Origin of the sequence: Enterocloster citroniae, from assembly GCF_040545455.1 — a bacterium.
Classification (GTDB): Bacteria; Bacillota; Clostridia; order Lachnospirales; family Lachnospiraceae; genus Enterocloster; species Enterocloster citroniae.
The window spans coordinates 102,917-128,092 of the sequence record NZ_JBEPLZ010000005.1 but is presented as its reverse complement, the minus strand read 5'-3'; the positions used below and the strand labels follow the sequence as shown (position 1 = coordinate 128,092).

19 protein-coding genes and 2 pseudogenes are annotated in these 25,176 nt (G+C 46.8%); 7 read left to right on the top strand and 14 right to left on the bottom strand.

The features are described 5' to 3' along the window. Positions 1-9: 9 nt before the first annotated feature. Positions 10-1,056, bottom strand: a complete 1,047-nt coding sequence (locus ABID13_RS08370) for an LCP family protein (RefSeq protein WP_045093017.1) — start codon at positions 1,054-1,056, stop codon at positions 10-12. Positions 1,057-1,264: 208 nt separating this feature from the next. Next, positions 1,265-2,821, bottom strand: coding sequence for an ABC-F family ATP-binding cassette domain-containing protein (locus ABID13_RS08365; protein WP_048929082.1), 1,557 nt, complete (start codon positions 2,819-2,821; stop codon positions 1,265-1,267). Positions 2,822-2,962: 141 nt separating this feature from the next. On the opposite strand from ABID13_RS08365, the gene ABID13_RS08360 reads away from it, so the two are divergent. The 7 genes from ABID13_RS08360 (at position 2,963) to guaA (ending at position 10,998) form a co-directional block, all read left to right on the top strand. After that, positions 2,963-3,574 (top strand): hypothetical protein, encoded by a 612-nt coding sequence (locus ABID13_RS08360; RefSeq protein ID WP_045093015.1) that lies wholly within the window; start codon positions 2,963-2,965, stop codon positions 3,572-3,574. Positions 3,575-3,641: 67 nt separating this feature from the next. Beyond that, on the top strand, positions 3,642-4,736 hold the full coding sequence (gene rsmH / locus ABID13_RS08355; protein WP_048929081.1) for a 16S rRNA (cytosine(1402)-N(4))-methyltransferase RsmH: 1,095 nt from the start codon (positions 3,642-3,644) through the stop codon (positions 4,734-4,736). Between the two features lie 112 nt (positions 4,737-4,848). Beyond that, the gene (locus tag ABID13_RS08350; protein WP_048929080.1) at positions 4,849-5,190 is read left to right on the top strand and encodes an arsenate reductase family protein; all 342 of its coding nucleotides are present in this window, start codon (positions 4,849-4,851) and stop codon (positions 5,188-5,190) included. A gap of 121 nt (positions 5,191-5,311) precedes the next feature. Next, complete coding sequence (locus ABID13_RS08345; RefSeq protein ID WP_048929079.1) at positions 5,312-5,923, top strand: 5-formyltetrahydrofolate cyclo-ligase; 612 nt, start codon at positions 5,312-5,314, stop codon at positions 5,921-5,923. Between the two features lie 309 nt (positions 5,924-6,232). Beyond that, positions 6,233-8,842, top strand: coding sequence for a cation-translocating P-type ATPase (locus ABID13_RS08340; protein ID WP_048929078.1), 2,610 nt, complete (start codon positions 6,233-6,235; stop codon positions 8,840-8,842). Positions 8,843-8,931: 89 nt separating this feature from the next. Further along, positions 8,932-9,537 (top strand): cytidylate kinase-like family protein, encoded by a 606-nt coding sequence (locus ABID13_RS08335; protein WP_007861855.1) that lies wholly within the window; start codon positions 8,932-8,934, stop codon positions 9,535-9,537. 162 nt (positions 9,538-9,699) lie between these two features. Continuing rightward, positions 9,700-10,998 carry a glutamine-hydrolyzing GMP synthase gene (guaA, locus tag ABID13_RS08330; RefSeq protein WP_048929077.1) on the top strand — a complete coding sequence of 433 codons (1,299 nt, stop codon included), beginning with the start codon at positions 9,700-9,702 and terminating at the stop codon, positions 10,996-10,998. A gap of 80 nt (positions 10,999-11,078) precedes the next feature. Here the strand turns inward: guaA and ABID13_RS08325 are convergent, their stop codons facing one another. From ABID13_RS08325 to ABID13_RS08270, 12 genes and pseudogenes are all read right to left on the bottom strand, one after another. Further along, positions 11,079-12,263: a site-specific integrase gene (locus ABID13_RS08325; RefSeq protein ID WP_002566162.1), complete on the bottom strand. Its 1,185-nt coding sequence runs from the start codon at positions 12,261-12,263 to the stop codon at positions 11,079-11,081. A gap of 36 nt (positions 12,264-12,299) precedes the next feature. Next, positions 12,300-12,494 (bottom strand): DUF3173 domain-containing protein, encoded by a 195-nt coding sequence (locus tag ABID13_RS08320; protein ID WP_002566161.1) that lies wholly within the window; start codon positions 12,492-12,494, stop codon positions 12,300-12,302. A gap of 570 nt (positions 12,495-13,064) precedes the next feature. Further along, the gene (locus tag ABID13_RS08315; protein WP_002566160.1) at positions 13,065-13,304 is read right to left on the bottom strand and encodes a helix-turn-helix domain-containing protein; all 240 of its coding nucleotides are present in this window, start codon (positions 13,302-13,304) and stop codon (positions 13,065-13,067) included. Further along, positions 13,301-13,723 (bottom strand): RNA polymerase sigma factor, encoded by a 423-nt coding sequence (locus ABID13_RS08310; RefSeq protein WP_002566159.1) that lies wholly within the window; start codon positions 13,721-13,723, stop codon positions 13,301-13,303. The genes ABID13_RS08315 and ABID13_RS08310 overlap by 4 nt, the downstream gene beginning before the upstream one ends. 744 nt (positions 13,724-14,467) lie before the next feature. Beyond that, a complete protein-coding gene (locus ABID13_RS08305; protein ID WP_002566157.1) occupies positions 14,468-15,166 on the bottom strand; it encodes a hypothetical protein in 699 nt (232 codons plus the stop codon). A gap of 220 nt (positions 15,167-15,386) precedes the next feature. Further along, complete coding sequence (locus tag ABID13_RS08300; RefSeq protein WP_002566156.1) at positions 15,387-16,310, bottom strand: conjugal transfer protein; 924 nt, start codon at positions 16,308-16,310, stop codon at positions 15,387-15,389. 15 nt (positions 16,311-16,325) lie between these two features. Further along, the gene (locus ABID13_RS08295) at positions 16,326-17,330 is read right to left on the bottom strand and encodes a bifunctional lytic transglycosylase/C40 family peptidase (protein WP_002566155.1); all 1,005 of its coding nucleotides are present in this window, start codon (positions 17,328-17,330) and stop codon (positions 16,326-16,328) included. Further along, a complete protein-coding gene (locus ABID13_RS08290) occupies positions 17,327-19,657 on the bottom strand; it encodes a CD3337/EF1877 family mobilome membrane protein (protein WP_002566154.1) in 2,331 nt (776 codons plus the stop codon). The genes ABID13_RS08295 and ABID13_RS08290 overlap by 4 nt, the downstream gene beginning before the upstream one ends. After that, a pseudogene (locus tag ABID13_RS08285) lies at positions 19,654-20,598 on the bottom strand (ATP-binding protein); the annotation flags it as partial. The gene ABID13_RS08290 and the pseudogene ABID13_RS08285, both read right to left, overlap by 4 nt. A 112-nt stretch (positions 20,599-20,710) precedes the next feature. Beyond that, entirely contained in the window at positions 20,711-22,537 is a 1,827-nt protein-coding gene (gene ltrA / locus ABID13_RS08280; protein WP_007858427.1) for a group II intron reverse transcriptase/maturase, read from the bottom strand. Positions 22,538-23,281: 744 nt separating this feature from the next. Then, positions 23,282-24,787 (bottom strand): annotated as a pseudogene (locus tag ABID13_RS08275) (ATP-binding protein); the annotation flags it as partial. Beyond that, on the bottom strand, positions 24,771-25,163 hold the full coding sequence (locus ABID13_RS08270; RefSeq protein WP_002566152.1) for a conjugal transfer protein: 393 nt from the start codon (positions 25,161-25,163) through the stop codon (positions 24,771-24,773). The gene ABID13_RS08270 and the pseudogene ABID13_RS08275, both read right to left, overlap by 17 nt. Positions 25,164-25,176 lie beyond the last annotated feature (13 nt).

Genomic DNA, 25,176 nt, shown 5'->3' with positions numbered 1-25,176 from the left:
TCCTTCCTCTCAATTTCTCACTGCATCTTTGATTATGTCTCTGCTGATCTCCTTTACCCGGTCGGAACAGTTATATTCCTCATTGTTATAGAGAAAGGAATGGAGTTGCTTTACATTGGACTCCAGGGTATTAGGGATGACACAGTCCCCGCTTTTCCCAAGAGAAGCCTGTTGGTAGGTGAAAGGAAATCCCGTGGCAGCGCTGATATTATATTTGTTTATATTGCGCGCTATTTCCAGCAGGGATTCCTGGTCCATGGAGATCCCAATCTGGGGAAGCACTGTTTCAAGCACCTTCATCAAGGTTTTAAGATCTGCTTTTTTTGCTTTATCAAACACCTGGCTGATGACGGTTCTTTGCCGTTCGGTCCTATTAAAATCCGTGTCCATTTTACGCAGACGCATATAGGAAACAGCTTGTACTCCGTCCAGATGCTGCATTCCGTACTCCTCTAAATGACTGGATGGTAAGCCTGTTATATCCGCAGTTTCTGTTATAAATGCATTGATATAGTAAAACTCAGCTTTACTTAATTCAATGTCCACTCCGCCCAAAAGGTTAATGGAATCTGCCACAGACTTCCAGTTAAATGCGGCATAGTCATCAATGGCGATGTCCAGGTTGGTACTGAGGACGGCCACATTTCCGGCCGGGCCCTGGTCCATGTAGGACCAGCTTAATTTCCCATAGGTGTTACGGGTGGTATTGTTCATAAGGTAGGTGTCCCGATATACAGATACGAGACGGATATCGCCTGTTGTGCGGTTAATGGAACAGAGCATCTGCACATCCGCATTATTACCCTTGTCTACGCTGCCATTGCGGCTGTCCAGACCAAATACTGCCACAGTCCAGTATCCGTCCAACTGTTCCAGGGTCTTTTCATCCAGGTTTGGATTGGCAGTCATAGCGGGCAATTCAGGTGTATCAGGAAGGCGCTGTACGCTGCCAGTGATTTTTGTCATATAGATGAGCACAGAGCACAGTGCAAACAATAGGGTAGACAGGCAGAGCATGCCTGCTTTTTTCAGTACGGTTTTAAATATTAAATTCATATAGGTTTCCCCTTTTCTTCTCCTGCTGCAGCTCGGAACTGTTTTATGAGCATAATTATAGCACCCTGGGGGACGGGAGGAAAGAAGTGTCCTTAAACGGGTGGATTTAGTCCGTTAGCGAGAGAAATGCAGGGCAGGGCCGTGCAATCCATGTACAGAAATAAAAAAAGCGGGTAGTCATGCCCCGCTTTCAAATCATTGCTGCTGATCAGGACAACCTCAAGGCCCATTCCTTGCAATCCCACACGTCCGTGGCCAGCCCTTCATAGAACTCCGGTTCGTGGCAGATGAGCAGAATGCTTCCCTTGTATTCCTTCAGGGCCCGTTTCAGCTCCTCCTTTGCATCCACATCCAGATGGTTTGTTGGCTCGTCCAGAAGAAGGACATTGGACTCCCTGTTGATCAGTTTACATAATCTAACCTTGGCCTGTTCTCCGCCGCTTAGGACACGCACCTGGCTTTCGATGTGCTTGGTAGTCAGTCCGCATTTTGCAAGGGCGGAGCGCACCTGGTACTGGGTGTAGGATGGAAACTCCTTCCAGATCTCTTCCAGGCATGTGCTGGTATTGCCGGGAGCCATCTCCTGTTCAAAGTAGCCGATGGACAGGTAATCACCCAGCTCCACGCTTCCGCTCAGGGCAGGGGTGATACCAAGAATACTCTTTAACAGGGTGGTCTTTCCAATACCGTTGGCGCCCACCAGCACTACCTTCTGACCGCGTTCCATCACCAGGTTCAGGGGGCGTGAAAGGGGTTCGTCATAGCCAATGATCAGGTCGGTGGTCTCAAAGATATATTTGCCTGCCGTGCGTGCGTTGAGAAAATGGAATTCCGGCTTTGGTTTTTCCCTTGCAAGTTCGATCACGTCCATCTTATCCAGCTTTTTCTGGCGGGACATGGCCATGTTCCTGGTAGCCACCCTGGCCTTGTTGCGGGCCACAAAATCTTCCAACTCTGAGATCTCCTGCTGCTGGCGCTTGTAGGCTGCCTCCAGCTGCGCCTTTTTAGCTGCATATACTTCCTGGAATTTATCATAGTCCCCCACATAGCGGTCCAGACTCTGGTTCTCCATGTGATAGATCAGGTTAATTACGCTGTTGAGAAAGGGGATATCGTGGGAAATAAGGATAAATGCATTCTCATATTCCTGAAGATAGCGCTTCAGCCATTCGATATGCACCGCATCCAGGTAGTTGGTGGGCTCGTCCAGAAGGAGGATATCGGGTTTTTGGAGCAGCAGCTTTCCCAGGAGCACCTTGGTCCTCTGGCCCCCGGAAAGTTCGGTCACATCCTTGTCCATGCCAATGTCGTTCAGGCCCAGGGCGCGGCCCACTTCCTCCACCTTGGAGTCAATGATATAAAAATCATGTGCCATCAGCAGGTCCTGGATCGTACCCAGCTCCTCCATCATGGCATTCATCTCCTCTTCACTGGCATTCCCCATGTTGTCGCAGATATGGTTCATCTGCTCCTCCATCTCAAAAAGAAAAGCAAAGGCGCTTTTTAACACATCTCTGACCGTCATTCCCTTTTCCAGCGCCGTGTGCTGGTCCAGGTATCCTACGCGGACGTTCTTAGCCCACTCCACCTTGCCTTCGTCCGGCATGAGTTTATCCGTAATAATGTTCATAAACGTAGATTTTCCCTCGCCGTTAGCTCCGATGAGGCCAATGTGCTCACCCTTTAACAGGCGGAAGGAAACATCATGGAAAATTGCGCGGTCTCCAAAGCCGTGGCTTAAATGTTCAACATTTAAAATACTCATTTGTCTTAAAACTCCTTTGATTAATGGTATTATTCTACATGACATTGGGGATTCTGACAAGCTTAAAACGGAAATACCCTTATCATTTTATCTTCCCTGTGTTATACTCATAGGCAAAGAATGAGATCAGGAGCTGACAGGATGGATAAACAGAAGATCCGCATTATTAAAAAGAATGATGAATACTCTATGGAATACCAGCCCGGTGATATTTTTACCGTGGACAGCACCTGGTATGGCGGAGTGAATGTGACCAGTGTGTCGGGAATCCCTCTGTCCCTGGACAGGGATGAATATGAAGTGCTGAAGGATGAGGGACAGCCCCCACATCCCATTGACGCCTACTCCTATGAGGTGGGCGTCATGGATTGTTTCTGCGAAATGGTGTCCAGCGGACTTAAGAAGCTTGCCATGAGCCACCCCTGTGATACAAGGGCGGAGCGCGATTCCTATCTTGGCCAGGTGCAAAGGCTCTGCACCGAGTATGGGATCCGGTATTACCCCGAGGACCAGGCATTGATAACAGACCTGTTCCCGGAACGGGCGAATAAGGACAAGTTTAATTACCTGTTCTTCCGAACAGAGGATGTATTGGAACAGTATATGGCATTAAAGGAAAGGCAGAGATGCCTTATCAGGGATAATGGGTACACGGCACAGGCGCGTTATGAACTGGCCGTGGAATTTGGACTCCTTTTGTCCTACCCGGAGGATGGGATCGCCAGGCTGATCCAAAAGGCAACCGGGAAATAGCAGACAGAGAATTACAACGGTGTACTCTCGGAATCAGAGAGTACATAACCATGATCAGGAGGAAATTGTGGAACATCAAGGGCAGGAGAATCAAAAGCAGGAGAATCAAAAGCAGGGATACCAGGAGCAGGGACATAAGAGGCGGGTCCGCTATAAAGGCACCCATCCAAAGAAATATAATGAGAAATACAAAGAACTGCAGCCGGAAAAATATCCGGAGACAGTGGCAAAGGTGATCAGTAAGGGGAGTACTCCCGTAGGTATGCACATTTCCATCATGGTAAGGGAGATACTGGAGTTTCTTCAGATCCAGCCGGGACAGAAAGGCTTGGACGCCACTCTGGGATACGGCGGGCATACCCAGGAAATGTTAAAGTGCCTGCAGTCAAAGGGGCATCTGTACGCCCTGGATGTGGATACCATCGAGATGGCCAAAACCAGAGAGCGCCTTTTAAAGCTGGGATATGGGCCGGAGATCCTTACCGTCAGGCAGCTGAACTTTGCCCATATTGACCAGGTGGCCGCGGAGGCGGGACCCTTTGATTTTATATTGGCGGACCTGGGCGTTTCATCCATGCAGATCGATAACCCGGAGAGAGGATTTTCTTTTAAAAAGGACGGGCCGTTGGACCTGCGCCTGGATTCTGAAAAAGGGATCCCAGCATCCCAGCGCCTCATGACCATTTCACGTGAGGAGCTTCAGGGAATGTTAATTGAGAATTCAGATGAACCCTACGCGGAGGAGATTGCAAAGGCTATTGTGAATGAGATCAAAAGGGGAAATGAGATAACCACTACCACCAGGCTGAGGGAGGTCATTGAGACTGCCCTTTCCTTTATCCCTGAGGCGGACCGGAAAGAGGCTGTTAAGAAATCCTGCCAGAGAACGTTCCAGGCCCTGCGTATTGACATCAACAGCGAATTTGAGGTTTTATACCAGTTTCTGGAAAAACTGCCGGATGTCCTGGCACCGGGGGGACGTGTTGCCATTCTCACCTTTCATTCCGGGGAGGACAGAATTGTTAAGAAATCTTTTAAGCAGCTGCACAAGGCGGGGATCTACAGCGAGATCGCCTCAGATGTGGTGCGTCCTTCCGCGGAGGAGTGCGGCATCAACAGCCGCGCCAGGTCAACAAAGATGAGATGGGCTGTGAAGGCGTAGAAGGTCCCCGTCATTTGCCGGGTACGCCTGCTTTTGGTATAATAAAACGGAACAAGTGAAACAGGGCATATATGAATCGGAACATATATGACAGGAACAGGGAGACACAGCCATGAATATACAGATATTTGGAAGAAGCAAGTGCTTTGAAACAAAGAAGGCGGAGCGGTATTTTAAAGAGCGAGGGATTAGATTCCAGTCCATTAACCTGAATGAGAAAGAGATGAGCAGGGGAGAATTTACCCGTGTGAAGCAGGCGGTGGGCGGCCTGGAGAACATGATCGACCAGGCAAGCAGGGACCGGGATCTGCTGGCTTTGATACAGTACATTGCCCAGGAAGACAGGGAAGAGAAGGTGTTTGAGAACCAGAAGGTGCTGAAAACCCCCATTGTGAGAAACGCATCCCAGGCTACGGTGGGATATCACCCGGAGATATGGAAAACCTGGGAATAGGGCATATACCTGGGAATAGGGCGTATATAAGAAATGTACAATGCCGGGAGACGGTTTTGGAAAGTGATGCCAACAGGATGATGGTTCGCAATATCGGGATGTGAGGCGGAGGTATGGGAAAATGGAACGCTGTGATGCAAAGGAACTGAAAAAGATCCTGCGAAAAGAAGTCAGGGCAAAGATAGAAAGTTTGGATCCTGAATACTGTATACAGGCGGACCGGGACATTTTTAAACAGGTGACAGAACTGGAGGCATACAAACAGGGGAAGGCTATTTTCTGTTTTGTGGGCACCAAGGGGGAGATCGACACGGCCCCCATCATAAACCATGCCCTAAGCCTGGGCAAACAAGTGGCTGTGCCAAAATGCAGGTCCAAAGGCATCATGGATGCACGCCTGATCCAGTCCCTGTCAGATCTCAGGGTTGGGTTTTACGGGATTATGGAGCCGGATGAATATGCTCCCTGTCTCGGGCCGGAGAAGGTGGACCTGGCCATCATACCCTGCCTGTCCTGCAGCAGCAGTGGAAAGCGCTTGGGTTATGGCGGCGGATACTATGACCGGTACCTGGAACATGTGACAGGCCTGAAGGCTGTTATATGCAGGAGACAGATTATGAGGGATGATATTCCTGTGGAGGACCATGACCAGGATGTGGACCTGGTGATCTGCGAAGAAAACATATGGAGACTAGGGGAAAATGATCTTTTTGTGTCAGGGGGAAATAGTTAAATAGTTAAAATAGTTAAAGTTCTATGAAATCACGGATTTCCCCTTGACAAGTTGAGAAAAAAGGGATAAACTCATTAAAACTTCATAAGCATTGCGACACAGCTCGAAAGGGAGTAGTTTAGATATATTGTCAACATACTCGATTCGTAAGGAATCTGGCAATATATACCGTCATGGTTACAAGACTTTTATGTGTGGTTTGCAGATATTTACATATTCTGGCAAGCCATTCATGGAAGTCTTTTTTAATGCTGATACTAAAAAGACGGTTGCTGGCGCAGAAGATGGACTGATCAAGGAGGAGAGCATATGAAAGAATTTTATCAACAAACAAAAGAAGAGTTGCTGCAGCAGTTTCATGTCACGGGACATGGACTGTCCGGTGAGGAGGCGAAAAAGCGCCTGGTTGAATACGGGGAAAATGTCCTGGAGGAGGGAAAGCGCAAAAGCACCCTTCAGGTATTTTTTGAGCAGTTTTGCGACCTGCTGGTGGTGATCCTGATCATTGCAGCTCTTATTTCCATGGTGTCCGGCAATGTGGAGAGCACCATTGTCATCATTGCAGTCATTGTACTTAACGCGATCCTGGGAACCGTGCAGCATGCAAAAGCGGAAAAGTCACTGGACAGCCTTAAATCCCTGTCATCCCCCAACGCAAAGGTACTAAGGGACGGGCAAAAGATTGAGATCCCTTCCGCCCAGGTGGTTCCCGGTGATATCCTGTACCTGGAGGCAGGCGATCTGGTGGTGGCGGACGGCAGGGTCCTGGAAAATTATTCCCTTCAGGTGAATGAAAGTTCCCTTACCGGTGAGTCCACCAATGTAGATAAAAGCGATGGGCTGATCCATGATGACTGTGCCCTGGCCGACCGCGCCAATATGGTGTATTCCAGCGGTCTTGTAACCTACGGAAGGGCGGTGGTTCTTGTAACCTCCACCGGCATGGGGACGGAAATCGGAAAGATCGCGGCTCTCATGAATGCAACCAAGGAAAAGAAAACACCCCTTCAGATCAGTCTGGACCAGTTTGGAAGCCGTCTGGCCATGGGCATTATGGTCATCTGCGGCCTGGTATTCCTGCTGAGCCTGTACCGTGATATGCCTGTTCTGGATTCCCTGATGTTTGCAGTGGCCCTTGCAGTGGCTGCCATTCCGGAGGCCCTGAGCTCTATTGTCACCATTGTGCAGGCCATGGGAACTCAGAAAATGGCAAAGGAACACGCCATCATCAAGGAACTGAAGGCAGTGGAGAGCTTGGGCTGTGTATCGGTCATCTGCTCTGATAAGACAGGGACGCTGACTCAGAACAAGATGACTGTACAGAACATTTATATTAACCAGGAGATCATTTCCATAGACCAGCTGAATCTGCGCAACCAGCTTCACCGCTACTTGCTTTATGATGCGATCCTTACCAACGATTCCTCCATTGTGGACGGCAAGGGGATTGGCGATCCCACGGAGTTTGCCCTTGTGGAAATGGGCCGCAAAGCCACGGTGGATGAAAACCTGCTTCGGGAACTGATGCCCCGTCTGGAGGAGATTCCCTTTGACTCCGACAGAAAGCTGATGAGTACTAAATATGAGCTTCACGACATTCCAACCGTACTTACAAAGGGTGCCCTGGATGTGCTTTTGGACCGGACCGTCAAGATCCGCATGGAATCCGGGGTCAGGGACATTACCCAGGAGGATAAGGATGCCATCCTGCAGAAAAACCTGGAATTTTCCCAGGAAGGCCTTCGGGTGCTGGCTTTTGGTTATAAGGAAGTTCCTGAAAATTATACCCTGTCCCTGGACAATGAAAATGACTTCATTTTTCTGGGCCTGATCTCCATGATGGATCCTCCAAGGGAAGAATCCAAGGCAGCGGTTGCTGACGCCAAAAGAGCCGGCATCAAGCCTGTGATGATAACCGGAGACCACAAGATAACGGCCACGGCCATTGCAAAGCAGATCGGCATATTTGAGGACGGCGATATTGCCATGACAGGCCGTGAACTGGATGCCATGACAGAGGAGGAGTTAGACCGGAGCATTACCAGTATTTCCGTGTATGCCAGGGTTTCACCTGAAAATAAGATCCGTATTGTGGATGCATGGCAGAGAAGAGGATCCATTACAGCCATGACAGGCGATGGGGTCAATGATGCGCCCGCACTGAAAAAGGCGGATATCGGCGTTGCCATGGGCATCACAGGAACGGAAGTTTCCAAAGATGCGGCTGCCATGATCCTGACTGATGACAATTTTGCCACCATCATCAAGGCCGTGGCAAATGGACGTAACGTGTACCGCAATATTAAGAACGCCATCAAGTTCCTGCTGTCAGGCAACATGGCAGGCATCCTGTCCGTTTTGTACACCTCACTGGCAGCATTGCCCGTGCCCTTTGCACCGGTCCACCTGCTGTTTATCAACCTGTTGACAGACTCACTGCCCGCCATTGCCATCGGTATGGAACCGGCTGAGAAGGATCTGCTGGCAGAGGCACCCAGAAATCCAAAAACCGGCATCCTTACAAAGGACTTTATGCTCACGATCCTGACACAGGGCGGAATCATTGCAGTCTGTACCATGATCGCTTTCCATATGGGACTTTCCGGCGGGGATACGGGAATTGCCAGTACCATGGCATTCTCCACCCTGACCCTGGCGCGTCTGTTCCACGGATTTAACTGCAGAAGCAAACACAATATCTTCAGGCTGGGCTTTTCCAGCAACTGGTACAGCCTGGGAGCGTTTGCAGCCGGTGTCTGTCTGCTGGGGCTTGTAATGTTCGTACCGTTTCTACAGAAACTGTTCTCAGTCACACCGCTGTCATCCGCACAGATGGGAGAGGTATGCCTGCTGGCTGTGATCCCTACCGTGATCATCCAGGTATCGAAAATCTTAAGAGATTTTAGCCATAGGAATTAACCGGTATATGTGATATAATGTCCACATAGGCAAACGCAGTGCCGGAAGTTCGGGCGCTGCAGACCAGCAGGAGAAAGGGGCGGTGCTTTATGGATAAGGTTATTACAATAAGCCGTGAATTTGGAAGCGGAGGCCGTGAATTGGGAGTAAAGCTGGCGGATAAGCTGGGGATTCCCTTTTATGACAAGGAACTGATTTCCATGGCAGCAGACGATATCAACATTGCGGAGGAAGCATTCCGCCACTATGACGAGCATATCGTGGTGTATGATCCCCTGGACAGACAGTACTACCATGCATTTTCAGATGTGTATCAGATTCCCATGTCGGACCAGATATTTGTGGCCCAGTCCAATGTGATCAGAAGGCTGGCTTCCCATGGTCCCTGCATCATTGTGGGACGCTGTGCGGATATGATCCTTACGGACAGCCTGAACCTGTTCATCTATGCCAAGATGAAGGACAGGATCAAGAGGATGCTGGAACTGGAATCAGAGGCGGAATCAGACGGGAAAGAGATGGAACGCCGGATCCGTGAGGTGGACCGAAAGCGCAAGGAATATTACCAGTATTACACGGGCAACACCTGGGGACGTGCCCAGAATTACCATCTGTGCCTGGACAGCGGTCCGGTTGGAGTGGATGGATGCCTTAAAGCTGTTCTGGCTTACCTGGGCGAAGAAGATAAGATATAGTTTAATATGGTTTAAGACGCAGTACAGGGCGTCCTGCCGGTTAAAAGGCAGGGCGCTTTTTGTGCGCGCAGCAGGGACATTCCTGCTTGTGTCCCAGGCCTGTGCATAGTATAATGTAGGAAACAACGCTCTATTCTATAAAATACCATTAGGAGGCAAAAGATGAAACAGGATATGATAGTGATTCTGGATCTGGGAAGTTCTGAGAACACCAAGCTGGCCAGAGACATCAGGGAGATGGGAGTTTACAGTGAGATTTATCCCCACGATATTACAGCAGAGGAACTGAAGGTACTGCCCAATGTCAAGGGTATCATCATCAATGGAGGTCCTAACAATATAGTGGATGGAACAGCTATTGACGTGCTGCCGGAGATTTACGGGGCAGGCTATCCCGTGATGGCGGCAGGTCATGGGCCTGCGGCCTGTGAACGTTCCATTGGCAGCTGGGATGAGAATGGTGATCAGGTGCTCCGCTCCTTTGTCTTTGACACATGCGGCGCCCAGCCTAACTGGAATATGAAAAACTTCATATCTGACCAGGTGGAACTGATCCGCCAGCAGGTGGGAGACAGGAAGGTCCTCCTGGCGCTTTCGGGCGGGGTGGACAGTTCTGTTGTGGCCGCTCTTCTGATCAAAGCCATTGGGAAGCAGCTCACCTGTGTCCATGTAAATCATGGCCTGATGAGAAAAGGAGAATCTGAGAGCGTGATCGAGGTGTTCAAGGATCAGATGGAGGCCAACCTTGTGTATGTGGATGCCACAGAACGTTTCCTTGGAAAACTGGACGGAGTAGCTGACCCTGAGCAGAAGCGCAAGATCATTGGCGCCGAGTTCATCCGCGTGTTTGAGGAGGAGGCCAGGAAACTGGAGGGAATTGATTTCCTGGCACAGGGGACCATTTACCCTGATATTGTGGAGAGCGGAACCAAGACCGCCAAGGTGGTCAAGTCCCACCACAATGTGGGCGGCCTTCCCGAGGACCTGGATTTTACCCTGGTAGAGCCGCTGCGCCAGCTGTTTAAGGACGAGGTCCGTGCCTGCGGCCTGGAACTGGGACTTCCCTATGCCATGGTATACCGTCAGCCATTCCCCGGCCCGGGACTGGGCGTGCGCTGCCTTGGGGCCATCACAAGGGAACGCCTTGAGGCAGTCAGGGAATCTGATGCCATCCTCCGCGAGGAATTTGCAAATGCAGGCCTGGACAAGAAGGTATGGCAGTACTTTACCATTGTTCCCGACTTTAAATCCGTGGGCGTAAGGGACAATGCCCGCTGCTTTGATTATCCAGTGATCATCCGGGCTGTAAACACGGTGGATGCCATGACAGCCAGCATTGAGCGGATCGATTATGAGGTTCTGCAGAAGATTACGGACAGGATCTTAAATGAAGTAAAGAATGTGAACCGAGTGTGTTATGACTTGAGTCCGAAGCCAACGGCTACGATTGAGTGGGAATAGTTGGAGCAGAGCTGCAAAGCCTTTATTTTCAATGGTTTTGCGGCTCTTTCCTTTTAGAATTGCATTTTGATTGCATTTTTTTATTCAACTGCTCTGTGATAGATTGATGTATGCTGGTTGCTGGTGTAAGCGGCAACACTAGTTGTTGCCGGAGTATAAGTGAGAACGCCAGTTAATTTTTTGGCAACTTCCACGTTGGTGTTGGGATATAAATGTCCGTAGGTGCCCAACGTGGTCTGTATCTTTTCATGCCCCAGACGTTCTTTAATCAATAAAGGATTTTCTCCCATGCTGATGAGCAGGGAAGCATGGGAATGTCTGAGTGCATGAATCTTGATACGGTGTACTCCTGCCAATCCGGCAAGTTTTTTTAATGCCCGTGGGAGGGTGTGCTTACTGGTGGGAATCCCATTATAGCTTAGTACAAGGTCACAGTCCTTTAAAACTTTTTGCTGTACTTCCTGCCATGCTTTTAATTCTTTGATGGTATCTGTGTCAATATAGATAGTGCGAATACTGGCTTGTGTCTTTGGCTCCACAAATTTGTATTCGTCCATTGTTTTATAGTACAGCGTTTTAGTTATACTTAAAAGTCCGGTTTCAAAGTTGATGTCCGACCATTGCAGGGCTGCGGCTTCTCCGATTCTCATTCCGGTCATAAACAGGAGCCAGTATGAAATGAAAAGGTAATGTTCGTAATAATCGCCCTTGTAGAGCAGGGAAATTACCTTTTGAAATTCATCCAGTGTCCAGAAATCCACTTTTGTTTTCTTACTCTTGATATTCCCTATCATCCGTGACGGGTTTTTCTTTGCAAGGCCGAGAACAATCGCCCTGTCAAAGGCAATGGAGAGCATCCCCTGTACAATACGGATATAGTTTGGATTAAATTTTTTTGCGAGTTCAAGCTGCCAGTTCTGGACGTTACTGGGTTTTATCTCATCCACCGTCATTTTGTAAAAGTATGAAAAATGTTTCTGGATGGTAGAACGGCGGTTCAGATAGGTGCTTTCCTTTACCTGTGTTTTATACCAAGGCAGGTAAGTTTCCTCAATGAACTGCTTAAAGGATAGCTGCTGCTTCTTTTCTGCCAATTCCTCTGTGGATGCCAGTATAAGTTTTGAATATGCTTCTCTAGCTTCTTTTTTTGTCTTGAATCCGCTTTTGTATTTCTGAATCTGTTTTCCGGTAATCGGATGGAAACCTAAGTTTGCTCTAAAATAATAGGTTCCGTTTTCTGCCTTCTTAATAAGGTCTTTTGCCATGATTTCACTCCTTACATAAATGTGCAAGAAGTACAATCAGTTTGATTTATCAGTAAAATTAATCCCTAACAATTCTTCCACAGCTTCTCTGGGAACCCTGTCCAGTTTGCGTGACTGATAGTAGGTATGCCCTTTTGAAATCATAAGTCTTTTTGCTTCTCTTATGATGTCTGCTGCGAATGAAGTCCCATAACCTAGTTCTATTAAATCTTTTTTTGTTACTGTAATCATGTTCCTCCTTTCCATAGACCAGATATGGAACCCTCAATATCTGTCTATATTATATCAGATTTTGTGGCAAAAGTAATATTAAGATTGTATTTCCTGCGAATAGTTATTTGATTTTGAATGAAAAATTTTCATTCAAAATGGTATCTAAGCAAACCGAACAGCTTTCGCTAAAGCTCATGGGAATCCCCCCTGCATGGTTCTCATCCAGCCGTACCCTTTGCCAGCGGTGCTACATCATCACACGGACTAAGGCTGTACGGAAGTATCATTATCACGATAGAAAGGTCATGGCGGCAGCTCTGCGGCAAGCTGCTTATGGAACGCTGGCAGGAATCGCTATCCGGTTTCATCCCTCCTTTGGTGGATTACGGCGTGCCAGCCCAACGGCTCTCTTTCTATCGAAACGTATTCGACTGCTTTATGCTGCGTTGATTAGACGCTTTCTTTTTCAAGGAACAATCCGGCTTTGTCAGCCTGTTAAAATGCACTGGTGATAATGCACTTTAATAGACTGGCAAGCTCTGTCTGGGAAGCATGGGCTTGTCCATGCTTCCACAGGAGAGCGTTATTTTAGTTTGGCTCCCTGATTTCAAAAGATAAAATCTTTGCAATCAGACGTGTTTCCATCCGGCGGCGTAGGGTTTCATCTACAACCATGTGGGTATTCCCATATTCATCTTTCATGGGACGCATGGAACGGCTGGCAATAAAACCGCTATAATGGCGTACAATCTGATTGATTGCTTCAATATCGCCGTCCGCAGCCTTTACAATCACAGGAAACGGAATCATAGGGTGCTTTGCTGTCATGTTTCTTCCTCCATGAATTTTTTGATAAATTCCAGTCCGGCGTGTCTTCTTCTCTGGATGGTAGAACGGTTGACTTCCAGAATTTTTGAAATTTCCGTATCGTCAAATCCGAGGAAATAATATCTCAAGATAACATCACGTTTCTTTCCGTCCAGATTTTCCAACGCTTCTGCTAACAGGCTGTTTTCAATACGGACAGTAAACCCGTCCATTTCAAAAGTATGGAAGTGGGATGGATAGGTGTCTTTGGAAGAAAGCAAGTTGACGGTGTAATCGTCCATATCACAGAACAGGGTTTCACGTTTACACTGTCTGGATAACGCTTTGAGGTAGTCTTTACGTTCATCCTCCATAGCGACCTTGCAGATGTAATCAAACTGGTTCTCTATGGTTGTCTGAAATTCAGATGGCTTCATCATTACTCACCCCCTTTCTTGCCTTAAAAGAGGGTAAAAGATTTCTTGACTTCCCCCTTTCGTGCTTAGTCCCGACACGAAAGGGTTGTTTGTTGCATTATCTGTTAAATTTCCTAATTTCTAATGACACAGCAATAAGAATAGGTACAAAGCCATCTGTCATACGGCATTTTAGAACAATTCAAAATGATGTTCGCATTTATAGGCAAAAAAAGGAAGCGCAAAAAATGCACTCCCTTTTTTAAATATAAACATCGCTTATTCTTTATAAAGTTTTTGTACTTAAAAACTATATCTCTACCAATAAGAGCTGATTCGGCATTTTTAGCAGCCGATAACCCTATTCCGCTTGTTGCCGCTAAGAATGCGCTTACAGAATCCGCTGTAAATTGTGTACCACGTAAAAAAGTTTCAGTATTAGTTTTTAATTACAGCCAGTTCTAACTTCTATTTTTCAGTCTACGAAAAACTACGCAAATAAGTACAATAGCCGCAGAAATATAGCTGGTTCTTAAACGCCACGTTTTCAAGTACGGATTACTTGTTATTAAACAATATATGCTTACAATTAATATCGGAACATATAGTATGGCAAGCGCCATGAGAGATAGAGTAGATACCTTTTCATCATATTTTCCTATCTTTTTTTGTTTTCTTATATCTAGCGCTAACGTAATAATAATAAGTACTACCAAAATATCAGGTAATAGCATCAGCCAGTCTTCCATTTAGTCCACTCCCTTAAATTTAATGCCCCCAACGCCTTGACCACGAAACATTTTTGGCTAAAAGTTCTGTTTTAGAGGAATCCATATAAATATTTCCTTTATACCTGTAGTATATTTTTCCAGTAGACTTACTTACACATCTTTTACCATCAAAATAAATACTGTCAGGAATGTACGAACCACCATGACTAATCACGACATCAATCATAGCTCCTGCTACTACACCTGCATCTCCTGCTCCTAAACCAAGCGAAGTAATTATGGCCGCCTTTACCACAGATAATGTAAATTGGTGAATCTTCAAACTAAATGTTTCGGTATGTGGCTTATATTGGCACGAACTTGCTCTTGTTGTCAAATTATCGGAATTGGATATCGAATTACTAGAATCAGGTGCCGTAATTGGATATTCAAAATGCTGCCTTTGTTCTGTCGAGGGAATGATTACCATATGTTCATCAACTTTTATGCTAACACTATCCACAACAACTCTGTCCTTCTGAATTTCTCCATATTCTGTATACAAAGTCGTTTCTCCGTTAATAGTCATGTAATATTTAGCATACATTGTTGTATCTGTATCTTTTTGCTCAATAATCTTAATGCCATTTAATGTATCAGCTCCTACAGATGAGGCGAATACTGATTGCGCTGACAATGAAAATAACATGACAACTGCTAAAACTACAGAAATCATCTTTTTAAATATTCCTTTCATATTCCTTTTTCTCCCTTCTCTGCATTTGTTCAAAAATTATTTACAAAGAATCAATAACTCCTATTTACATGTGCACTTTTGTGTTAGCTATAGCTAACTTCATAGTATCATATGTGCAATATTTTGTCAATCGTCCCACAAAGCATTGTTTTAATATATTTTTTCACCAAAGTGAAAAGTTGATTTATTTCCACTTTCTAATTAATAGTCATCTGGCTAATTACTGAGCTTTCATACTACACAATATCTTCCATTTCCCCTCATCTTTCTCCAATACAAGTTTAAACTGCGACACCTGTGTTGTCATGGTCTGGTTATCCAGATATTTCACCGCAAGGGAAGCTGTCACCTGATTCCCTTTTCGGTTGTAAACCGGATTCACCAGTTCCGAGAAGATATATTCTTTCCCAACAGGTTTCAGCACGCCCTCATTCACATAATAGGTCAGCTCCTTTGCGGTTGCCGTAGGGTACAGCTTGAAAAAGGTAGTGAGAAATTCGTTGATTTCCTCCGTAGTGATGGAATCCACTGTACCGTCACTTTGTACTGCTTTTGGAGTGTAGCCGGATTTTACGGGAACGCTGGTGATGGTAGGATTCTGAACAATCGTCAGGTTTCCAGAGCCATCCACATAGACTGTCACCTGATAAGCGGAACGGACGGTTTTACTGGATTCCCCCTCTGTGATACGCTGTTCTACCGTATAGGTCACTTGATAATGCTGCTCCTTTTCTTCTATGATTTCCCATATCTGAAAGTCAGTCAGGGCAGACGATACGGGGATGTCCTTTCGGACGGTATCTACATTCAGGGCTTGCAGTTCTCCCGTGAGATACCCTTTTAAAGCATTTGTCCGGTTATCAATGGAAGCGGCGGACTGTTCCCATGAATAGTAGACTTCTGCGAAATTCTCCACAAAGTTTTCTATCTTGTGGGTGTCAATGATTTTTTCCTCAATCACTTTGGTTTCATGAACAGTGTGGATGTCTATCGCCGTGAAATTCTTATAGACGGCAAACAGGAAACTCACCGCCAGAAGCACCCACAGGGCAATCACGGTTTTTTTGTGGGTATTGACTTTGTAAACTTTCAGCTTCTTTTCTTTCTGCTTTTTCTGGTTTTCCTCTTTTCTAATCTGAATCATATCGGTTCATCCTTTCTATTGTTTGATTCGTCCGGCTCCGGCAAGGTGCTGTTGCCAGTAGGAGCCTGTCAGGTCTGCATAACCAATGGGATTTCCGGCATGGTACATCTGGTTATTTCCCACATATAGCCCCACATGGGTGATATAGGTTCCGGCGTTATAGGTGGAGTGGAAAAAGACCAAATCCCCTGCTTTTGCTTCGGACAGAGGGATGTGCTGTGTTACATTGTACTGTTCCTGTGCTGTCCGTGGCAGGGCGATTCCTGCCTTGCCATAGCACCACTGCACCAGTCCCGAACAGTCAAAGGAAGTGGAGGGGGAATCGCCCCCGTACACATACGTCCAGCCCTCATACTTTAAGGCTTCCTCCATGATAGCCTGCACCGTTTCATCATCAAACTGTGCCACGGTCAGGTATTCCGATACCAAGAAGACATAGAACATATTTCCGTAGGAATACCGCCAGCCCCCGTTTTTCTCTACGGCAACAGGGTTGGTGTAGGTGACTTTCTTTCCGCCGGATTTTTCCCTTGCGAAGCTCTCTGCCAGTTCAAAGGTGTACTTTTTCCCGTGTCCTGCCACATAGTCCAGGAAGCCGCCGCCGTAATTGTAGGATTGAATCACACTGTTTAGGTCACAGCCCTTTGTTTCTGCTGCTGTAAGCAGTTCCGAGAAATATTTGCAGCCCTGTTTGATGGATTCCTCTGTGTTAAGGGAGTTCGGGGGAATACCCAGAGATTCCGAGGACTGCATAACGTCTTCCAGCGTGCCGCCGGATTCCACCTGAATGATGGCGAGCAGCACATTTAAGTATTCCTCTATGCCATATTCCCTTGCATACTTTTCCAGCATAGGTTTATGGGCGAGGACTTCCTGTGATACGCTCACGCCCCCATAGATAAGGTTTCCGCCACTTCCGCCGTCTTCCTCATCCGAGAAGACAATCACCACCAAGAGGAGCATGGAGAACATCATCACGAACACGCCGGAACAGGCAAAGAAAAGGTGTCTTAACTTCATGTTTTCTCCCCTTTCTTTTGTTTGGCAGCCGCTTTTCCCGTTTTTGTCCACTCCTTTCTGGCGGTGGTACGCCGGATGGTAAAGTTCGATTCCTTAACCACAGGGGCAGCCCGTTTTCTTTCCGGTATCACAGGAGCCGTATCATTCTGGACAGGTCTTGCCGGACGGGGAGCAGCAGGTGTAATAGCAGGAGCTATCTTTTGTCTTTCATCTGGTTTGTCTGGGGAAGCCGGAGGGACTATCTGGCGTTCTGTCCTTACAGGCGGTATCTGTTCGTGGTGGATGGAAGCCGCTTTTACCACCGGAACCGAAGTCCGTTCCGCTACAGTTCCCCCATAAGAAACCTGCCCCCGTTCCCTAATAGCTGGGGAAGCTGGCTGCTTTGTCTTTGCAGTGGCAGGGCGTTCATGGACGGGAGCCACCCCTTTGGGTGCTTCGGAAGCTGTCTTTTGCGTCTGTTTTGCCTGTTCCAGTTCCGCCCTGCGTTCTGCAATGGTCTGTCTGCGGCTTTCTGCCTGTGCGTTCCGCTGTTCAGCTCTGGCAGTTCGGGTCTGGGTCACACTGGAAGTAAAATCCCGTACTCCCTCTGACACCTGTTTTTTCCCGTGGTAAAGGGCGTACTTTGCATTGACGGGCAAATCCTTTGCCTGCTCCCGAAGCTGTCCAGTAGTATCGGCTATTTTATCTTTGGTATCTGCCACCGCACCCACAGCAGAACCAGCCCGTTTCCATGCGGATTTCTTTTCCGGTGCTGCCTGTCCATTTGGTCGGGTGTGGTCTGCCTGTGTACGTTTGGAAGAGCCGGAGTTGGAAGCATTTCTCTGGTCTGAGCCAGCCTGCTTTCCTGCATGGTATGCAGCCGTTCCAGCCCCAAGAGCCGCCACAGAACGCCCTAACTTATGCTGTAAACGGTGCATATGGGCGTGCATGAGCATACGGGGTCTTCGCATGATACGGCTTCCCATGCTTTGGGAATCGCCACTCTGTAAGGAGAACATCCCCATCAAATCCCCTAGCTTGAAATAAATTCCGGCAAAGGTCACTATCTGCAAGAACGCCGTCAGGAAGAACGGATATTCCCCAGACAGGTTGTAGAGCATGGTGGAAATACTGAACGCTACCGTGATAATCAGGGTGATTCCGGCTCTGGTAAGGATGGTGTTGAACAGTTTCGTGATGGCACGTTTTGACATCCCCTCAAAAGAGGGAACCATGCTAAGGAGAAAGCTCACAGGCAGGAACATGGCGTAGATGATAAAAAGCACCTGTGAGAAAATCATTATCCCCGTGAGCAGGAATACAAAAACAGAGATACCGATATTGAACATGAACAGGAAGAAGACGGTTCCCAATCGGTTGATGGTCTTTGTGATGGTAAGGTTGGTGTTTTCCCTGTCTTCGATTTCCTCCACCACGATTTCTTCCCTGTCCTGCCCGTTGTTTTCATTTGGACTGGTTGAAAGCAGGCTTTCCACACGGTCTGCTCCAATGCTTTCCACATCCGAATTGCCGTATTGCAGCAGGAGCCACGGCTGCTTTACCTGAATGGAAAACAGGCTGTCCCGTATCAAATCCACGCTGTCTTTTCCCTGACTTTCCGAGTTGGGCAGCACAATCTTTGTGCCAAGGGTCAGGCTGGCATTGCTGATGTCTGCGGAAAATTCATTGATTTTCCCGATATAATCAGGAGCGTAGGCGATAAAGGCAGAGGACAGCACGAACACTACCACAAAATTGACAACGGCATGGATGGCTTTTGTAGTTTCCCGTTTGATAAGCCCTGTGTAGGCAACGTAAATCCCCACCACCAGAATGAGAATCAGCAGGAACCCGATATAAAATCCCTTCGAGGATAAGCCGCCTGTGGTAACGCCTGCAAGGGTCTGCATATTTTTCCCAATGGAATCCGCCGTAGAGGAAATAAAGTCCAGTGAGTAGGCTTCCTGAATCAAATACCCCGTGGCGTTGGAAAGGTACAGGCTGATGGCCCAGATAAAATTTGTGATGGCATACAGCCCGTACATTACCTGTTTTCCGATACCGTCCAGCCAGTTCCACGGGAGCCAGTCCCATCCACTGTCCACATAAAAATCAAGCTGGTAGTTGTCCAGAGGATATTTGCTGTATTCGTTGGCAGCGTCCACCGTATCATCCACCAGTCCGGCAGCGTGGGCGGCAGTACCGGAGACTGCCAGCAGCAGGAGGATGAGCAGGAGTGCCAGCAGCACTTTTCCTGCTATACTCCCGATTTTTTTTAAAGAGTTTTGTCCCTTTGTCCGGCAAGGGACAAGGGCTGTCCCCTGCTGGATGGGCTTTCTTATCTTCATTCCTCCACCTCTTTTCTTACGGGCGGTCTGGTGTCAAAGGCATGGAACAGGTCTTCAAAGATAGGGTGGAACTGTATCACTCCTACACGCCCGTACAAATCACTGATAAGGCACTGTCCGTTTTCTAAGTCACGGAGCCGTTTCTGGTTGTTTTCATCTTCGGAATCCACCCCGAAAAAGGTGAGGGTCTTCCTGATTTCGTTGATGTCCGTGGAACGGAACGCAAACTTCAAGCCCAGATTGTTTTTCAGTTTTTCATCCAGCAAATCGTCCGTGTTCTGGGTCACAAAGTAAACACCTGCGTTCATGGCACGTCCGGCACGGACCAGCTTCATGGAAAGGGTCTTGCCCTGTGCCACCTGCAAGAAGCTCCATGCTTCATCCAAATCCACAATCTTAAACACGCTGCGGTCGGTGTGGATGAAGTCGAGGGCAAAGGTACTGATAACAATGAGCATTGCCACGGAAAGCAGCTCCATTGTGGTGTATTCTTCAAACGAGGTTTCCTTATCCGGCAGCACCAAATCCGCCACCTGAATGATGTTGAGCTGCTTTTCAAGGCTGATGGACTGTGTGACATCCCCATCCGAAAAGAGCAGGTGTGCAAAGTCATAGTCCGTAAAGGATTCGATATGGTCGGCTATGCTGGTGCTGATGGTGGTCCCCTCCGCCCGAAGTTCCTCAATCACCTTTAAAAGCCCCCGTTCTTCGCTGTTTGTCACCGCACGGATGGCTTTCCGAAGAACAGGGAACTTCTCCCCGTCACGGCTGGAAATTCCCGTTAAAAAGGTCAGGATGTCAATTGCCAGTGATTCGGAATCCTTTGGGTTCTCCATAATCACATACGGGTCGAGTAAGCCCCTGTTCTGTTCCTCCGAAGTCAGGTTTACGATATTGATTTCATGGGCGATTTCCGGCAGGGTTTCCTTCCAGCGTCCCCGTTATAGCGATAGGTAACTTTTTGATGTTATCTCCAAGTTTTCCCCCGCTTCACACCGTACATGAAACTTTCGCTTCATACGGCGTTCCATCATATCCAAATAGATTTATAAGTTATTTCCCAGTTATTGTCTGGTATCCGTAATTCGTCCGTATTCTGTTCAGTTTTTTCTTCTGCTGACTATTAAGAACATAACCTTTTAACAGTGATTTTGCTTCATCTGCTGATTCTGTTAGGATTGCCTTTGCAATGGGAATTTCCACAAATGCCAGATTAGAATATCTGTCAAGGTTATCTCCTTTGTCTGATTTGTGAATACATATCAGAGTGGACGGAGTTCCTCGACGATTCATTACATAGCAGTTGCCTTGTTGTGCGATATATGCCGAAATACGATTGTCGTTAAACTCTACGCTATCGGCAGGGTTTTCATTTTCCAACAACGCTCGGATTTCTTCTTTTGTTACAACTACAACGTCCTCATGCACCTTGTTTCTCCCTTGCTTTGTAAAATTACAAATATCTTGCGAGAAATTCATAGGATTTTTGTGTTGTACTCCTTGAATCGGCAATAGCGGATTATCCGCAATCATCACTATTTTTGTTTTTGGTCTGATTCCTTTTGTCCTGCTCTGAAATTCTGAACTTGTACTTTCAAATGGAACTGATTTTGCAATGTTCCTTAAACGGATTCGTATGGTCGGTAAGAGAGCGTAACTTACTTCTGTCAGGTTGTTATATACGTTAGTTGCTATGCAGTAGTAATTCTGCATACCGATAACTGTCAGATTATATCTGCTGATATTGAAGCCAGTCGTATGTCTGGCTATATCTTTTACCTTTAACTTTAGATTTGTTTTCGCTTTCTTTAATGCTTTTTGGTTCATATCTGTTTTGGCAACATAACCGTGTTTCGTTCTTCCTTTTGGAATGACTTTGATTTTGAACCCCAGAAAATCTGATGAATTTTTCTTCAGATTTACTACCTTTGATTTCTCTGGACTGATTTCTAATTTCAGTCTTTTATTAAGAAAATCTACGGTACTGTGGTAAAATCTTTGTGCTTCTCCATAGGTTGAACACATGATTTTAAAATCATCAGCGTAACGTACAATAAAACCGCTTTTCAGTTTGGTATATTTCTTTGCGTATTGAAGCCACCCATTTTTACTGCGGTTCTTCGGCTGGAATGTTTCCCACTGACTGCTTACCCACCAGTCTAATTCATTAAGGACTATGAGGGAGAGCAGTGGACTTAACAGACCGCCTTGTGGTGTTCCTTTTTCTGGGACACCCTCGCCGTCAATTTCAGCTTTCAGCATTTTGCTGATAATGCAAATCAATCTTTTATCCCGAATACCAAGTGTCCAGATTTGTTTTAATAGTTTTCCATGATTGACATTATCGAAAAATCCTTTAATGTCTACGTCAACACAGTAATGATATTTTGATAAATTTATCAGTGTCGTTACTCTGCTGACTGCATGGTGGGCACTTCGATTCGCACGGAATCCATAGGAATGATTATGGAACTTTGGTTCGCATATCGGCTCTAGGACTTGCAGGATACATTGTTGTACCAGCCTGTCCCAGATACACGGAATCCCCAATGGACGCATTTTATCGCTCCCAGCTTTGGGAATGAAAACACGTCTGACTGATTTCGGGCGGTAGTCGTTAAGACTTTCCCGAACGGTAGCGACAATCTCAGCATTACTGAATCGTTTTATATCATCTATCGTCATTCCGTCCGTTCCAGCCGTTTTACTTCCACTGTTTGATTTCAGATTACGGTAAGCTAAACAAATATTTTGTTCCGAACCAATAATTTCAAGTAACTTATAAAAGTTATTACCGTTCTTGCTCTGTGCGTATAACTCGTCATAAATATGTTGCATATCATAATACTCGTTATAGCGGAGCTTGTTTTTCTTTAGCATGGTCTGTACCCTCCTTGTTTGCAGGAGCAAGTACATCTCTTAGTCTTACTCGAACCCATACCATTTTTCTTAGTAATTCTATTCTTCATATGACTAGTGGCTATCCCTCCACCGCTTGTTATCACGGTTTCATAGGTACTGTGCCACCACTCTCACTGACATTAACACACCTTATATCATTGCTAATCTCACAATAACTTTCTGATGTGAACACTTCACAGACAGTAAAATCTCCATGTTGTCAGCTTTCAACGTTCCAAACACACTATCTGTACATATATCCTTAGGTTTCCTCTATAAGCCTGCTACCTTGATAACGCCTTTAACGTTATATGGATTTTCATAAATGCAGAGTCTTACTCACCCACAGTAGCGACACTATTTGTGTCACTGGACATTTCTATCCAGCCCCGATATAGACCTGTACATTCAAGGATTCGTCAGTAGACCTCTCATCTACATTCTAACCATAGATATTTTATAGACTTCCGGCATATAAGACACAACGCCCACCTCTGGGAATCTTTCGTCAGCATTATCTGTTACGGTGTCTGTCTGCCGACTTCACCGAGCTTCTGACAGAGCCTTGTTTACTCAAGTTTCTGCCAGTCGGAGTATTAAAGTAGCCTTTCAGGGCGTTACCCCGTCATTCGACTATTCGTGTGTTTAGTTCTCCAACACACATTAAATATTGATTTAATGAAGTGCTGTGCCTACTCTTTTCAAGCAGGAACGTTTCGCACCCGCTTTCGGGTCAACGATAAGAGCCTGTGCCCCAAACAATACACAGTAGTAGACAATCATGTTGTTGCTGAATGATTTTCCACCGCCGAGGGAGCCGACAAAAGCGGCAGCAAGGGCATTGGTGACAGAGCCTTTCACACCCTGACTGGCAAGGGCAGGCTTTAAGTACACGTTTCTTCCCGTATCAAGGCTATACCCGATATAAATGCCCTCCGGTTCCCCCAACATCTGGGTTGCACCAAAGCCTAGACCCGCGAGGAAGTCACTGGTGACATACTGGATGTAATCGTTCATATACCGTTTGCTGGCAGGGAGAAATTCCCCATGCAGCCCCAGCATATCCCCAAAGGGGCGGACCAGCTTCACGTTCAAATCGTCATAAAAATCTTTTACCTCATTGCAACGGCGTTTCAGTTCTTCCAAGTCGGGAGCCGTCACACGCACCACATAGGACAGCTTATACATGGATTCCTTGCTCTGGTCTAAGGTGGATTCCAGCTCATTTACGCTGTCCAGAGCGTCCACCACGTTTGTACTGGTTTCGCTGTCATTCTGCCATGCGTGGTTATCCAAATCTTTCAGCTCTTTTTTCTTGTTCCGCACCGTGGAGAGGGCTTTCCGATTTGTGACAATCTCCACATTCATAGAGGTATCAATGGGAAAGGTGAATTGCTGCTGTTGATAGTAAAAGATTTCCGAGGATGGAAAGTCCAGTTCCCCCACAATGCTGTTGATGGTGAAGTAGGCGGCATAGACCGTCCCATCTTCCTGTTCGATTTTCAGATACCGCTGGTTTTCCTCTATCAGACAACGGGTGGGTTTGATGAGGTCATAGTATTTCACCAGCGTTTCCTCCTGAAACCGCTTCTTCGGCAGGTAATACTCATAATCTTCATAGGCGGTTCCAGTCTGCCCGTATAAATGCTCAATCAGATAACCAAAATCGTCCTTGTCAAGCCGCCGGACTTTAAAGCGGCGTGAGATTTTATTTTCCAGCAGTTTTTCCATCTTCTGAAACCGCCAGATTTCCTCATTGCTCATGGAAACAAAATCCCCCATGAGTTTGTGGTTGACTTCATGGAGGAAATCGGAAACGGCGGTCTTTGCTTCCCTGCGGAACTGCTTCATGGTGACTTCCTGCTCATTGACAAGCAGCTTAAAGCCGATAAAAAAGCGGTAGTCCACCTGATTTTCCCCTATCATGGAAATCAGGGCTTCGGTCTGTGCGTCAATCTTTGCACAGGCAACGTCCTTTAACTTGCCCGTCACTTCCTGTTTGGAGCGTTCCTGTGCCGCCCGTATGCTGGATTCAGTGCTGATTTGCAGGGCGTGAATCTTCCCGTCCCTGTTCTGGGCGATAAGCTGCCGGAAGGAATCGTGTACCTGATATTTCTGTTCGGGGCTTAAAAAGGAATAGTTGTAGGGAAGCAGCTCATAGTAAGCGAAGCACTCCCCGTCATGGTTGAACACAAGGTTATTTTCGATATACTTAATCGGATATGCCATAAATATCACTCCTAACTGCCGTGATGGGCTGTGCCGGATATTCCTTTTCCAGCTTCACGGGCTTTCCTGCATACGTCAGTTTCGGGCGTACCAGATATGCCAGTACGGATTTCAGGAAGCCGTAAGGCTTCTTCCCGTCAAAGGTCTTCTGGCACATGAACCAAGTGAGGGCAAAGGGTACGCCGAAATATTTTAAAAATGCCCCGCCAATGAACGAAAGGGGAGGGAGGTTCCCCAAGAGCATAACCGCAAACACCGATATCACGAACCACGCCATCTGTGTGAACGTGATGGGGAATGGAAGCTTAAAATCATTGATGGAATAGAGTATCTTTTCCACCGACCAGATACTGGTATAGCTTCGTATTTTCTTCATGTTGTCTGTCCTT